Source organism: Chryseobacterium formosum (assembly GCF_026460885.1).
Classification (GTDB): Bacteria; Bacteroidota; Bacteroidia; order Flavobacteriales; family Weeksellaceae; genus Chryseobacterium; species Chryseobacterium formosus.
Map to the genome: position 1 here is coordinate 89547 of NZ_JAOVZW010000008.1, position 15236 is coordinate 104782.

The 15236-nt window shown below is 32.3% G+C and carries 11 protein-coding genes; 7 read left to right on the forward strand and 4 right to left on the reverse strand.

Annotated features, from left to right (window positions below):
• Positions 1–120 precede the first annotated feature (120 nt).
• Positions 121–3117: a LamG-like jellyroll fold domain-containing protein gene (locus OF897_RS06795; protein ID WP_267264937.1), complete on the forward strand. Its 2997-nt coding sequence runs from the start codon at positions 121–123 to the stop codon at positions 3115–3117.
• Positions 3118–3193: 76 nt separating this feature from the next.
• Here OF897_RS06795 and OF897_RS06800 read toward each other — a convergent pair whose 3' ends face one another.
• Together OF897_RS06800 and OF897_RS06805 are read right to left on the reverse strand one after the other, a co-directional pair.
• Positions 3194–3832 (reverse strand): hypothetical protein, encoded by a 639-nt coding sequence (locus OF897_RS06800; protein ID WP_267264938.1) that lies wholly within the window; start codon positions 3830–3832, stop codon positions 3194–3196.
• 134 nt (positions 3833–3966) lie between these two features.
• Positions 3967–4365, reverse strand: coding sequence for a DUF7674 family protein (locus tag OF897_RS06805; protein ID WP_267264939.1), 399 nt, complete (start codon positions 4363–4365; stop codon positions 3967–3969).
• 445 nt (positions 4366–4810) lie between these two features.
• On the opposite strand from OF897_RS06805, the gene OF897_RS06810 reads away from it, so the two are divergent.
• The 5 genes from OF897_RS06810 to OF897_RS06830 all read left to right on the forward strand — a co-directional run bounded on the left by OF897_RS06810 (position 4811) and on the right by OF897_RS06830 (position 11607).
• Positions 4811–5824, forward strand: coding sequence for a nucleoid-associated protein (locus OF897_RS06810; protein ID WP_267264940.1), 1014 nt, complete (start codon positions 4811–4813; stop codon positions 5822–5824).
• A 33-nt stretch (positions 5825–5857) separates the two neighbouring features.
• On the forward strand, positions 5858–7585 hold the full coding sequence (locus tag OF897_RS06815; protein ID WP_267264941.1) for an RDD family protein: 1728 nt from the start codon (positions 5858–5860) through the stop codon (positions 7583–7585).
• A 214-nt stretch (positions 7586–7799) separates the two neighbouring features.
• Positions 7800–10007, forward strand: coding sequence for an ATP-binding protein (locus OF897_RS06820; RefSeq protein WP_267264942.1), 2208 nt, complete (start codon positions 7800–7802; stop codon positions 10005–10007).
• A 13-nt stretch (positions 10008–10020) separates the two neighbouring features.
• The gene (locus tag OF897_RS06825) at positions 10021–10572 is read left to right on the forward strand and encodes a biliverdin-producing heme oxygenase (RefSeq protein WP_267264943.1); all 552 of its coding nucleotides are present in this window, start codon (positions 10021–10023) and stop codon (positions 10570–10572) included.
• A 108-nt stretch (positions 10573–10680) separates the two neighbouring features.
• Positions 10681–11607, forward strand: a complete 927-nt coding sequence (locus OF897_RS06830; RefSeq protein ID WP_267264944.1) for a malate dehydrogenase — start codon at positions 10681–10683, stop codon at positions 11605–11607.
• Positions 11608–11727: 120 nt separating this feature from the next.
• On the opposite strand, the gene OF897_RS06835 is transcribed toward OF897_RS06830, so the two are convergent.
• Complete coding sequence (locus tag OF897_RS06835) at positions 11728–12573, reverse strand: ABC transporter permease (RefSeq protein ID WP_267264945.1); 846 nt, start codon at positions 12571–12573, stop codon at positions 11728–11730.
• Positions 12574–12575: 2 nt separating this feature from the next.
• Positions 12576–13478, reverse strand: coding sequence for an ABC transporter ATP-binding protein (locus OF897_RS06840; protein ID WP_267264946.1), 903 nt, complete (start codon positions 13476–13478; stop codon positions 12576–12578).
• A 210-nt stretch (positions 13479–13688) separates the two neighbouring features.
• Here OF897_RS06840 and OF897_RS06845 point away from each other — a divergent pair, with 210 nt between their 5' ends.
• Positions 13689–15044 carry an AAA family ATPase gene (locus OF897_RS06845; RefSeq protein ID WP_267264947.1) on the forward strand — a complete coding sequence of 452 codons (1356 nt, stop codon included), beginning with the start codon at positions 13689–13691 and terminating at the stop codon, positions 15042–15044.
• The last annotated feature ends 192 nt before the right edge of the window (positions 15045–15236 follow it).

Here is a 15236-nt window from a genome sequence, read left to right on the forward strand (position 1 = left end):
ATTTTTGTATAGCTATCAATGATTCATTTCTAATCATTTGATATTTAGATAGTAGCAGGATGGGACAGGATGCTCCAGTTTGGGTTTGTTGGTAGATTAGTTCACACAAAATTAATATTCATGAAAAAATCCTTACTTTTTAAGCAGACTCTTAAATCCTTACTGCTTTGTGGAATTACTTTGTCTGCAGTTGATCTTAATGCTCAGACTTTAGCATTTCCTGAAGCTACCGGTTTTGGTAGATTTACAACAGGAGCAAGAGGAGCAGCCAATCCTCAAATTTATCTGGTTACGAATTTAAATGACAGCGGAGCAGGATCTTTCCGTGATGCGGTAAGTCAGCCGGGAAGATTTGTTATCTTCAAAGTGGGTGGTATTGTCAATTTACAATCTGTTGTGGCTGTTGCGAGTAATACTACAATTGCCGGACAAACCGCTCCCGGAGAAGGAATTTTATTTTTAGGGCCACGAGTTTCATTTTCGGGATCTAATAATACGATTGCAAGATTTATGCGTCTTCGTTATGGCGGAACAGCTCAAAATCAGGATGCATCCGGAATTTCCAACGGTGCAAATATTATTCTGGATCACATGACCTTTACTTGGGGAACCGACGAAGTTTTCTCTATCAATTGGGATAATAACGGTAACAGTCCTGATAATATTACCATCCAAAATTCGATTATCGGACAAGGATTACACCGTCACAACCATTCTGCAGGTGGATTAATGCAACCTTCTGCAGGCGGAAAAATCAGTTTAATCGGAAATTTATATATCTGTAATAAAACCCGAAATAATAAAGTAAAAGGAATTAACGAATTTGTAAACAATGTCGTTTACAACTGGGGGAATTACGGAAATACTTACGGACATACTCAATCTGGTGAAGCTTACATTATGGGTGGAGATTCTGCGGGAGCTTCTTTTGTAAATATCATCAATAATTATTTTATCGGAGGACCCAATACGAGTGGTACGGTTACTACACCTTTCAGTGTTGGAAATGCCAATTTCAATTTATACGGCTCAGGAAATTATTTCGATAATAATAAAAACGGAGTTTTAGATGGCACTTTAGTTCCACAAGATTTGACGGGATATCCGGTTGGAGATGCAACGGCAATTCAAGCTACTTCGTATGATTATCCGATGAAAAACCCGACTTTGACGGCTCAAGGTGCATTCGATAATATTATCGCAGGTGTTGGAGCATCTTATCCGGTACGTGATCAGGTAGATCAGTTGATGGTTTCAGATTTACAATCGAAAGGAACGACTGCTACTTATGTTTATGTACAAAGTGATTTAACAACTCAGTTTGGATTTACCAACGGTGGAGCAGGGCATATTTACGGAGCTCCGGCTCCTTTAGATACAGATAATGACGGAATGCCCGATGCATGGGAAATTACACATGGTTTAAATCCAAATGTTGCCGATGCTTTGGCTGTAAGTACTACCAATGCACCTTATCTGAATATTGAAGTTTACATTAATGGTTTACCAAATACTCCGGCTCCGGCTTTTGTTATTCCGCCTTCTGGTATGAATTTTACCAACGCGCTAACTTCGGGAAATCCCGCTTCAAGCTCTCTTACAGTTAGCTGGAGCGATAATGCAACGAATGAAACCAATTATGTTTTGGAGCGTTCACCAAACGGAACGGCATTCACCGTAATTGCTACACTTCCTGCAAATACTACAAGTTATAATGAAACTGGGCTTACTCCAAATACTCAATATTATTACAGGGTAAAAGCAATAAATACTACAGATTCTTCAGTTTATACACCGAATGCTTCTGTTACTACACCTCCTGTTCCTTCAGCTCCAACGAAAGCAACTGCTCCGAATCCTGCAAACGGATTTAATGATGTGCAATTAACCAATGGAAATCTTCTTTTAAAATGGACAGGCAGTACAAATACAACCAATTACACCGTTTATTTTGGAACAGATGCGCAAAATTTAAACAATGTTGCTACAGTTCCATACTCTGCTTCACCATCGTATCAGTTAACCAACTTAAATACGGCAACCAATTATTACTGGAGAATAGATTCTTCTAATACTTTGGGTGCAGTGACTGGAGATGTTTGGAGTTTCCGTGCGCTGACTCCAAGTCTTGTCGGAAATTGGCCATTTTCGGAAGCTCCTCTTTCGGGTGAGCAAATTGCAGATCTTACTTCTTATGCCAATAACGGAACATTAAATGTTGCTTATGACAACGCAAGTGTAAGAGTTCCTGGAAAAGAAAATTATGCACTGGATTTGGCAACTTCTCCCAATAGTCCTTATATAGCAAGTATTCCGCATCAGGATCAGATTTTATTTAATAACAATTCTTTCACTGTGTCTTATTGGATGAAAGCTCCACCAAGCATGATCCCAACTTCTTCGGCGACAAGTTTATATGTACTGTGTAAAGGTTCTTTTACTAAAAATCTTACTACAGGTGCTACAGGAAAACGTTTTAATATTGAAATAAAAGGTGGTCAACTACGATATGCGATTGATGATGATGTTACGAAAAAAGAAATAACGTCTCCAATTGCCAACTATTTTACCAATAATTGGGTACATGTGGTGATTCAGAGAGATATTACGGCTCATAAAATGAGAATTTATACCAACGGAGTTTTAAGTTCTGAAGGTGATGAAACTGCAGTTACCGGAATTGGTGAAGCAAGTGATTTAATTATCGGAAATATCGGGGAATTAGAATTTCAGACAATTACTGCTCCTGCTCCTTACAAAGGTGCGTTTGATGAACTGAAAATGTATAATTATGCGTTATCTGCGACAGAAATATCAGCTTTATACAATCAGGCAGTCTTAAGTAATGCAGAATTTAGCATTAGTAAAAATGAAGGTTCTGTATATCCGAATCCTGTAAAAGATCAGATAAACATTAAGCTTCCTGAGTATAAAAAATCTAGTTTAACGGCTACGATAATGGATATGTCTGGAAAAGTTATCGTAAAAGAAAATGTAAAAGCAAATGGAAACGGAATTTTTAATTTAAATATTGCCGGCAAAAAAGTTTCAGGAAATTACATTCTGAACGTTTCGGGAGAAAATCTAAACAGTAACTTTAAAATTATTGTTCAGTAAAATCAATAACGCACAATTTAATACATTCATATTTTATCTATTTAAAACCTTTCATCTTTTTGGAAGGTTTTAATTTTTATTGATCATTGGGTTTTTGAAGTTTATCATCTATCCAATTATCTTTTATTTCTTTATAAACTTCTAATCTTTCAGGTATAAATATCTTGTCAATTTTCTCAAACTCATTAATGAAATTTTTCAACACTTCTGAATCTAAATTTTCATAATAACTAATATCTTCCTTAGAATAGAAATCTGTTATAGAATGATTCATTTGCTTGCTTTTCAGAAAATTATAATTTTCATAATTTTTCAGTTCAGTTAAAATATTTCCTCTGATATTCAAGGCCATATCCTGTATTTGAATAACGTGACTCATTTTAATCTTGTACATCATAGGAAGTTCAGAATAATATCTGTAAAGGTCGATTATTCTTTTATCTTTTTTATAAACTAAACTTGTAGCTGCATTATGCCGAATAAATGTATTTCCATTTAAGGCTAAAAAGAATAATTCATCATTCGTTGCGGTTTTTGAAATTTCAGAAAATAATGTATTGAGCTCACCATAAATAATCGAATCATAATCTTTCTTTTGAATAACTGTAAAATATTTTCCATCAATTTTTTCCACCATTTTCTTAATCTTATTTGAGATTTGAGCATTTAAAAGAAAAGTTTGAATCAAAAGTAGGAGAGTTAATTTAATTTTCATGAAATGTTTTTTGAAAAACGAAATTTAGAAATTTATATTTTAATTTTTTCTTTTTATAAACATAAAATACTTCCCAAAAATAGAAAATCCCGAAGCGCAATTGCCTCGGGATTTTTCTTGATATATGATGTGATTTAGTGTCTCTTGAATAATACTTCGTCCATTTTTGTCTGCTTAACGTAAATTTTTTGGAAACTTACAGGCATATATTGGTATAAAATATTCCATTGGTGAGTATCGGTTTGCTTTTTAAAACTTCTGAAAGATCTCACGAAAAGATTCTCAATCATTTGTTTTACGGTATTTGTTCCGTTTCTGTAAAGCCAGCCCATCATTTTGATGTTGTGATTCACAATGTTAATCTTCGATTCCTGTAAAAGATTTTTCAAGTGATCTACGGTGGTTTGTATTACGCCTGCAAAATTATTTTGTACAGAAAGCTTTTCGATTTCATTCTGTAACGTAGGATAGAATACTTTTAAATGCTCAATTGCCCCATTTTCATTAATTACCTTCTTCTCAATATTTTTCATTTTAAATATTTTTTTAGAACACTCATACATTAGCTAAAACTGTACCAAGTTTTCCTTTTTAATGTTAAAAAAATGTTTCTTTTAAAAATTAATTTAAAATCTTTAATTCTCTCCAAACTGTTTATTTATAAATGTTTTGAAATCATATTATTTCCTTTATTTGGGATTAAATATGTAATTCGTTGATTTTTAATATGATTAATTAATGAGTGTTTTTATTGTTTTGTAATGAAACATTTAAATTATGTAATGAAAGTAGTTGGTGCCAAAATTTTATTAAAATCTAACATCCGTTTAATTTCTTATATAAATTATTATTTCTTTGATTTTGCAGATATTTTTCTCAACTTTCAAATCTGCTGAGTCAAAAAAAACTGCGGGAACAAAAATTTATTCCTTTTTTAACTTTCAGAATAAATATATTTGCAGTCCATAAAAATCAAAGATGTTTACAAAAATTGTAGTCCACAGAGTCGGAAATAAAATCAACGGAGAATCACTTATACTTTCGCAGGAAGAGCTTCAATTGGATGAAGGAACTGTAGAAATGCTTGAAAATTATTTTTTAGGTTCATTTAAAACTGAAGAAACGTATCAGTTTTACAGCGATACTTACTTGGTAAACAATCCGGTTTTTAGCTCAGTTTCTGAAATTTTTGAAGACAAAGCGAAGTTTCTTTGGGAAGCTGAAAATATTGCTAAACATCTTTTCGAAGCGGCAGAAAATCCACGAGTTCAGGGTGGAGAACTTTTTATCGTTTTCTTTGAAGACGAAAGAGAAAGCGACGAGAGAGTCGATAAAATCGGAATTTTTAAAACCGAAAAAAGAGATTCATTCTTAAAAATATTCCCTAAAAACGAATCGTTCGAAATTGAAAAAGATCAGGGTATCAGCTTGTCAAAAATCGATAAAGCTGCTCTTATTTACAATAATCATAAAGAAAATGGCTATGTACTTTCCGTGGTTGACAACAACAAAAACGGGGATATGTACTATTGGTTTGAAGATTTCCTGAAGGTAAAACAGCGTGATGATGAGTATTTTCACACACAGGAAGCTTTGATGGTTTACAAAGATTACATTGTAAAGCAGCTTCCACAGGAATTTGAGGTTTCAAAAGCAGATCAGGCAGATTTTCTTAATAAATCAATCAATTTCTTTAAAGAAAAAGAAGAATTTAAGCTGGATGAATTTGCTGCTGAAGTTTTGGTTGATGAGCATGTTATTGAAAGTTTTAATAATTTTAAAACCGATTACGAACAGGATATGCAGATCAATATTTCTGAGGAATTCCCAATCAGTGAAGCAGCGGTAAAAAAAACGCAGCGTCATTTCAAAAGTATTATTAAATTAGATAAAAATTTCCATATTTACATTCATGGTGACCGAAAAATGCTTGAGCAAGGTCAGGATGAAAAAGGAAAATTTTATATGCTTTACTTCGATAAAGAGGTGTAAGATAAAAGGTTTAATAACTTTCAAAAGATTTTTATGGGGAAAAACTACAAGCTTATTGCCATCAGTTCGATGGTGATATCAATCATTGGTATATTTTGCTGTTTTTATACATTTTACGGAGTTTGGAAAGGCATTGAAGAATTTAAATCTATTCCGGATGTTTTACAATTTTTATATCTTTTTACAACGCTGAACCTTAATTTTACCAATAAATTTGAGCATTTAGAAATCTGGAATTTCGTTTTTTATGTATTGCTTTTTATCGGCGGTTTGCAGTTTATCAAAACAAAAGGTAAAGAAACTCGTCTTGTAGGGTTCGTGTTTTCTGTGATTTTTTTACAGTCAATTATTTTACTTTTTCAAAGTTTATGTTATAAGATATTTATTACAAAATGGGGCGGACTCACTTCTTTACAGATATTTTATTCCACATTTGGTTTAGCTACTTTAGGTTTGGCATTATACATCAGTGTACGGGTTTTAAAAATAATTAAAAGCCAAAAAGAGATTGATATTTTACAGACAGAAGAGAAAATTACCATTACAGATACTCCAAAATGGCAGAGATTTTTTCACTGGATTGTAGATTTGACGGTAATGTCATTATTGGCAATTCCTTTAATAATTACTTTAGGATATTCGATGATGAACTCCGAATTTTTAGCTAGAAATGAATCTTTAGCGATGTTTTTAGAAAGCAGATGGGCGCTTTATTTTCTTGTTTTAGTTTTCATTTTTATTTATTATCCTGTTTCGGAAATTCTTTTTGGTTCTTCTCCGGCAAAATTTTTAACAGAATCAAGAGTTGTAAATTCCAAAGTAGAATCACCGGATTCTTCTATCATTTTCCTCAGAACTTTATGTAGAAATATTCCTTTTGACGCGCTTTCATTTTTTACGAAAAGAGGATGGCATGATTCATTGTCTGAAACTTACGTTGTAAAAGAGAAGCGAACAGGTTTTAAAACCAATAAATTATTATGGATTTTACCGGTTTTAGCGATTTATCTTACAACAATGTATTTTGGAAAGACTTATTATAAAGATTATAAAGCTTCCGTTGAGTATAAAGAAACAATGTCTAATGAATTTACGAAGTTAAAGTCTGAAATTAAAAATCCAAATACCAATCAGTTTTATGTTGTAGATGCCCGTAATTATTATGGTGATGATATTTTAAACTTTGGATTTAAGATTGAAAAAATTGAAGGTGATAATATTACTATTCGAAGAATAACCGGAAGATATTTTTCAGGTGCAGATTTTTCTTATGCTAAAAATCTTTATGAGCAGCAAAAAGATACTGCACAAACTTTTATTATTAAGAAGCAGGAATTAGCAAATATTTCTCCCGAAACGATAGAAGAGTTTTACAACACTTCAAAAACAATGGATTTTTTCAAGTCTGGTATTCAGTATAAAATTGAAGAAGTCTACAATTTTGACGCTCCATTTCTTGAAGGTGAAATCAGAAAAGAAGATAATGATTACACCAATAAAAAAGTATTGATATTTCTAAGTAATAATGGCGGAAGTGCTACAATTACCAATATCACAAATAAGAATAATGATATAAAATGGAATGTAAATTTTCCTTTAAAGATTAACAAAATAACTTCTCCGATTCTTGTTCAGCTCGAAAATTATGATTTTACAGATGAAAATATTTCAAAAATTGAAGTTTTGGATTCTCTGAATAAAAAACATACTTATATTATAAAAACCAACGGTTTAACGAATGAAATTACGGAGATAAAATAAAAGTTATAACTCAATTTCTCATTCTATAATAAGTGAATAAAAATAAATATTTTTTAATAATTGTTAATTTTAAATGATTTCGATAACTGCAATTTTATAAAATAACTTAATAAATCGTAATTTTTGTTAATTATTTATACAGATTCTGAATTAGGTACCACAAGTGTGCATTTGAACTGCAAATTCAGTACCTTTGATACTTTATTAGATATTTATGAATTTTGTAGAATGTCATGATGAGCCCATCCATATTCCGGGCTACATACAAAGTTTTGGATACTTGATTGGCATTGACACAGCTTCTCTCGCCATCACTTTTTTTAGTGAAAATATTACAGATATTTTTCCAATAGAAGATTCCAGCGAGCTTTTTGGAAAGAAACTTTCACAGTTTCCTGAGGTTTTCCAGAACGTTATCAACTCGGAAATTTTTCAGGATGCAGGTTTTCTTGAAAGGAGAGAGAACGAAACTTATTTTGACAAAATTTTTATAGGCGAAAAGCAGTATCATTTTTCTGTTTTTCGTGCAAATAATTATATTTTCCTTGAGTTTGAAGCAGTTTCTAAAAATTCTCAGAAACGCATTACAAACAAATACGATAATTTTTATATTGTTGATAATGATCAGGAAATTTGGGATCAACTTCTAAATACCCTTTTCAACATCATCAATTATGACCGCGTAATGGTCTATAAATTCATGAACGACGGTTCCGGGAAAGTAATTGCTGAGAAAACAAACAATCATCTTGAAAGTTATCTGGGACTTCATTATCCCGAACACGACATTCCGAGACAGGCGCGTGAATTGTACAAAAAAAAGAGAAAAAGAATATTTTCGAATGTTCATTCAGAGCCAGTTCGTATTTTGAGCCGTACAGAAACCGATATTGATCTTACTTTTGCGGCTTCAAGAGCAATGTCACCAATTCACGGTCAGTACATAAAAAATTCGGGAGCTTCTTCAAGTTTCAGTATTTCGATTATTATTGATGATAAATTGTGGGGATTGGTTACCTGCCAAAATTCTGAAGCCAAACATGTGGATCTTGAAGATCGCGTTCAGGCAGGAATTTTTACGGTTTTAGCGTCCAATGCTTATTCTTCTTTTAAGGCTAAAAAAGAATTAGGATATCGATTAGATTTAAATGAAAAATTAAGTTATTTAAAATCTGAATTTCTAAAACACGGAACTTTATTTGAATCTTTGGATGCCAATAAATGTGATTTGAGATCAATTCCAAAATCAGACGGATTGGCAATTGTTTCAGATAATGAGATCGTTACAGACGGAGTTACTCCTGATAAAGAAATCATTAATCATATTATTGACTGGGCATATCAAAATATTTCAGAGAATGTTTTTGTAAGCAATAGTTTTCTGAAAGATCACGGTAAAGAATTAAATTTAAGTTCAGACAGCGCCGGAATTATCATTTATTTTATTGAAAGAAGTAAAAAAGAAATTTTAATCTGGTTCAGAAAAGAGTTTGACGAACACATCAATTGGGCAGGAAATCCTGAGAAAAAAATCGATGTTTTTTCTAAAGATGGTATCGAGACTCAATTTGTTTCTCCACGTCAGTCTTTTGAGGTTTTTACAGAAAATATTAGAGGAAATTCTAAAAGATGGGGTTCTAAAAACGTGATTGCAGTAAATCTTATCCGTGATTTAGTTTTAGAAACTTCACATAAACAATATATTACAATTAAAAAACTGAATGATCAGTTGAAAAAAGTAAATGAAGAACTCGATAGTTTTTCGTACACAATTTCACACGATTTGGGAACTCCGCTTACAGTGATGAAGCTGAATGCTCAAATGTTGCTTAAAAGCTTTGGAGAAACTTCAGACAAGAACAAAAATAAAATCAATTCTATCATCGATGAAATCGACAGTATGGCAGAAATGATGCAAAATGTTCTTCAGTTGAGTCGTGCAAAACACAGCGAAATTCAGCTTGAAAATATTGAGACCAATCCTACGATTCAGAAAATTACTGAGAATGCAAAAATGACATACGATGCACAGAAAAGTATTGTTGTTATCAAAGAATGTCCCGAAGTTTTGGCGGACAAAACAATGTTGCATCAGGTATTTTTAAATATCATTAATAATGCTGTAAAATATTCATCAGACCAGGAACAACCGATTATAGAAATCGAGGGAACTGAGCAGGGTGACAAAATCATTTACCGAATCAAAGACAACGGAATAGGAATTCCTGAAGAAAATAAACACAAGATGTTTAAAATTTTCAACCGAATGGATAATGCCAAAAAATTCAAAGGAAATGGAGTAGGATTATCTATTGTTCACAGAATTATGAACAGATTGGGCGGAAATGTAGATTACGAAAGCAGTAATGAGGGAACTTGTTTTATTTTAACGTTTCAAAAGCCTAAATTTGTGAAACTTTAAATGTTAAAAAACAATGGTATCTGAGTATTTAAAACAAAACACTGCCGAGTTTCACGATGCAGCAGAAAAATTATTTAGTTCTGATAAAATTTTCAGCAAAACTTTCACTTTAGAAGATTACAAAAAAATCATCAATACCAATTATTTGATGCTTCTTCACAGTGAAAACAAAATATTCAACAGTCTTTCTGATAAATTCAGCGAGAAACTTCAGTTAGATCAAAGAGTTAAGCTTCCATTAATTGAAAAGGATTTGGCAAGTTTAGCTTTAGAAAACCAAACGGCTTCTCACGATTTTGAATTGGCAAACGAGCACGAAGCTTTGGGAGCAATGTATGTAATTGAAGGTTCTACTTTAGGTGGAAACGTTATTGCAAAACAGCTTTCAAAAACGGAAGGTTTTGATGATGTTACGTTCAACTTCTTCGGATGCTATCAGGAAAATACAGGGCCGATGTGGAAAAACTTTAAAGAGGTTTTAGACACTGAAGTTACTGAAGAAAACTACAACGAAGTGTTATCCGGAGCTAAAAAATTATATACGTTTTTACTAAACGTTAATTAATTTTCTTAAATAATAATTAAAATTCCCGAAAAATTGCTCAATTTTTCGGGAATTTGTACATTTGGGAAGCAAAAAATTAAACTAACAAAAATAAATAATAAATAGATTATGAAAGTAACCGTAGTAGGTGCAGGTGCTGTAGGAGCAAGTTGTGCAGAATACATCGCAATGAAAGACTTCTGTTCAGAAGTAGTTTTAGTAGATATTAAAGAAGGTTTTGCTGAAGGAAAAGCAATGGACTTGATGCAGACTGCATCTTTGAACGGATTTGATACAAAAATTACAGGAACAACAGGAGATTACAGCAAAACAGCAGGTTCTCACGTTGCAGTAATCACTTCTGGTATCCCAAGAAAACCGGGAATGACTAGAGAAGAATTAATTGGTATCAACGCGGGAATTGTAAAAGAAGTTACTGAAAATTTAGTAAAAAATTCTCCTGAGGTAATCATCATCGTGGTTTCTAACCCAATGGATACGATGACTTATTTGGTACACAAAACTTCAGGTCTTCCTAAGCACAAAATCATCGGTATGGGTGGTGCTCTAGATTCTGCAAGATTCAAATACAGATTGGCTGAAGCTTTAGAAGCTCCAATCTCTGACGTAGACGGAATGGTAATCGCTGCTCACAGTGATACTGGGATGCTTCCTTTATTAAGCAAAGCGACAAGAAACGGAGTTCCTGTAACTGAGTTCCTTGACGAAGCTAAACAAAAATATGTAATTGAAGAAACTAAAGTTGGTGGAGCTACATTGACTAAATTATTAGGAACTTCAGCTTGGTATGCACCAGGTGCGGCAGTTTCTGTAATGGTTCAGGCGATTGCTTGTGATCAAAAGAAAATGATTCCTTGTTCATTAATGCTTGATGGAGAATATGGCGAAAGCGATATCTGTTTAGGTGTTCCTGCAATTATCGGGAAAAACGGTGTTGAAAGTATTGTCAACATTTCTTTAACTGAAGAGGAAAAAGCTAAATTTGCTGAAGCTGCACAAGCGGTAAGAGAAGTAAATGGAGATTTAAAATTCTAATTAATTAGAGATTTACATAAATGAAATCCGTGCTCGAAAGAGTGCGGATTTTTTATTGACTTAAAACAATAAAAGTGATTCATTTGAATCACTTTTAATTTTGAATAATATAAATAAATTCTACCAGTCTCTCTTTTTAAGAATCAGGTAAGATCCGAAAATAAATAATCCGCACCAAACTAAACAAGCAACAAGGCTTTCTGTAGGGTAAGTAAATTCATATTTTAAACCCATCATTTTTGCCATATTTAATCTCATCATCGGATTGGGGATTAAACTCGACATACTTTCTAATGGTAAAAGTTTGCTGAAGAAAAATCCGTTCTGAAAGATTTCGTTTCTTTCCGCAGCCTGCGTTCCTGCTACTTTTGTATAAGTTTCAATTCCTCCGATAACAGATTCGCCGATCCAGATTACAAAAAATGCTAAGAAAACAAATACCGATTTTCTCAGTAAAATGGATAAAAACATTAAGAAACAGAAAAAAGAGAAAAGTTTAAGGAAGTAATTTCCAATGAAAAATATTTCTTTGTAAACTAACGCTGATTCTGTAGAAGTTGAATATTGATACCCTAAAAATATTGTGATTACAAAAACTAGAACAGTAGAAATTAGTGTGAAAATAGCAATAGTCAATAATTTAGAACCAATAAATTCTTCTCTGCTCAAACCGTCAATTGTATTTTGTTTAAACATTCTGTTGCTAAATTCCTGACAAATAGAAAATACAATGATTAAACCAAGGAAAATCTTTAGTAAAGCGACAGTCCAGGTTGTAAAATTCCAAATTTCGGGGAAATTATACATTCCTTGCTCTTTCAAATTAATCGTACTGCCGAAAAGTTTTAAATCAATCAAGCCAATACAAAGAAAAACGATTAATATTGCAAAATACAGTATTGTGAAAACCTTAAACGGCGTGTAATTCAGGTTTTTATAATATTCTAATTTTAATAATTTCATCATGATTAATTAGTGTTTTTTACAAGTTCAAGGAATTGATTTTCAAGAGATTTCTTTTTCTTCGCCAAATGAGAAAGGAAAATACCTTTTTCGGCAAGTTTCTGATTTAAAGCTGAAGCAGAAATTGAGGCGTCATCACGAATCTGTGCTTTAATCAAATCCCCTTCAGTAACAACAGAAGTAAACCATTGTAATTCTTCCAAAGCTGTCAAAAGGGCAGCATTATTATCCGCTTTTAATTCAAAAAAGCCTTGATTACTGGTCATTTCATCTACTCTTCCAGAATAAATCGCATTTCCTTCTTTTAAAACAATCACATGACTACAAATCTTTTCGATTTCATCCAAAAGGTGACTTGCAATGATGATGGTAATTCCCTGTTTTGCAATTGAATTGATAATTTCTCTGATCTGAATAATTCCTTCAGGATCCAAACCGTTTGTCGGTTCATCCAAAATCAAAACTTCAGGATTATTAAGCAAAGCAGAAGCAATTGCCAAACGCTGTTTCATCCCTAAAGAAAAGGTTTTGAAGGTATCTTTTTTTCTTTCTAAAAGTTTCACCGTATTCAAAACTTCATCAATTCTCGAAAACGGCGTTCCCTTAATTTCGGCAACAATTTTCAAATTGGTTTCTGCACTTAAATAAGGATAGAAATTGGGCTGCTCGATGATAGCTCCGATTTTTTTAAGTGTTTCAGGATCAGTTCCTTTTTTGCCAAACCAAAACCAATCTCCGCTTGTAGGATTGATTGTCGAAAGAAGCATTCCGAAAGTAGTAGATTTTCCGCTTCCGTTTGGTCCGAGAAGTCCGTAAACATTACCTCTTTCTACGTCGAAGGAAATATTATTAACTACGACTCTCTTGAATTTTTTCGTCAGATTTTTTACTGATAAAACTTTTTCCATGTAGATTTGTTATATATCCTAATAGGTTTCTCTTTTTCGTGAAATGTTACAAGTTTGTTAAAATAATTTGTAAATGATGAATTATGAATTATGAATTATGAATTATGAATTATGAATTATTTTTGCCTAACTTCTAACTTCTAACTTCTAACTTCTAACTTCTATCCCATCTTTCAAAAAAATCATTAAATTTGAATTAAAGATGTTTGTATGAAGTTAATCCAGCTTGCAAAAGAATTGAATGTTTCCGCAGAAGCTATCAAACAGTTTATTCAGGATTTTGATCTTGATTTGATCGACTGTATTTCGACCAATTTTGAAGTGAAAGAAGATTTTGAAAAATTTGCCCGTGAAAATGTAGATTTTTTAAAACAATATGAAGAAGATTTAGATGAAAATAAAACCGTCGAGCAAATTGCAGAAACCATCAATCAGCCTAAAGATAAAATAGAAAAAGCAATTGAAGAAAATCCATCAAATATTTTCGATAACGGATTTTTCCGTTCATCGATTTCAAGTTATGGAATTGATCAGAAATTAGGTGGGAATTACAAATTCGTTTATAATTATTTTGGAAATAAAACCAGTCTTCAGCAACGTGATTTTATCGGTTACAGAGATCTGTTCTTTTATATTTCTGGAATTTTAGAACCGTTTTTAAATCCGCAGCAGATTAAAGATTGGGGAATTAATAAACCGGCAGGAATTGTTTTATATGGTCCTCCCGGAAGCGGAAAGATTTTTTGGGCAAACAAAATTGCTGAAATTATCAGTTATAAATTTAAAGAAGTCAAGAAACATTATCTCGGAATTTCTTTCGTTGATGGAAATGAAACCAACTTCAATGATTTTCTGGTAAAAATGATGAAAGAAGATAAAGTTTTGCTGTTCTTAGAAGATTTTGACGAAATTATGATGGCGAGAAAAGCTGAAAACGATGTTGCTTCCTGTAATCTTGAATCTCAGGAAGTAATTCTCCATCATATTTCAAAGTTTGAAAGCGAAGAAGTCTTAATGGTGGGTTCAGCGAATACAGTTGCAGATATTGACGAAGAAATTCTTGCACCCGGAAGATTTGATGTTCTGGTTCCTGTTTTCCCGCCAAATGCTGCGGAAAGATCTGAGATTATTTTGTATTCAATGACTAAAAATCTCGATAAAGATTCGCTTCTTTTTAAAATTCTTAAAAACAATAAAGCAGATAAAATTCCTTTCTGGAATAATATTGCCTCAAAAATGAAGGTTTTCAGCAACACAATGCTCATTGATTTTACCCAAAGTTTAAAAAAACGTATTAAAAACCGTTACCAAAGAGTGAAAAATGAGAAAATGATCATTGATGATGTTCTTTTAAACGGAGCTTTGCGTGATGCGGCAGCAAAATTAACGGAAGAATATCTTACTCAGATTGCCCAATTTTTGAGCGATGTCATTATTAATAATCTTGATGATTTCCAAATGAGAATTCATGCTTTAAAATCAGAATTGGAAACTTATCAGGAGGTTGAAACGCCGAGAAGAGAAATTGGTTTTCAGCATAATGATGAGGACGAAAAAAAGAAATAGATTTTCTTTTAATTAAAAAATATAGATTTCCATCACTGTTTGATTTAAAAAATCGTGATGGATTTTTTTTGGTTTAAATCTAAAACAATCAGTGAGTACAAAATTTTACTTCAATCTCATTTTGCTTCAGTGTAAATATTTTTAAATTATCACTTTTTGCTCATTGTAAATTTTTCATATTATTTCTATATT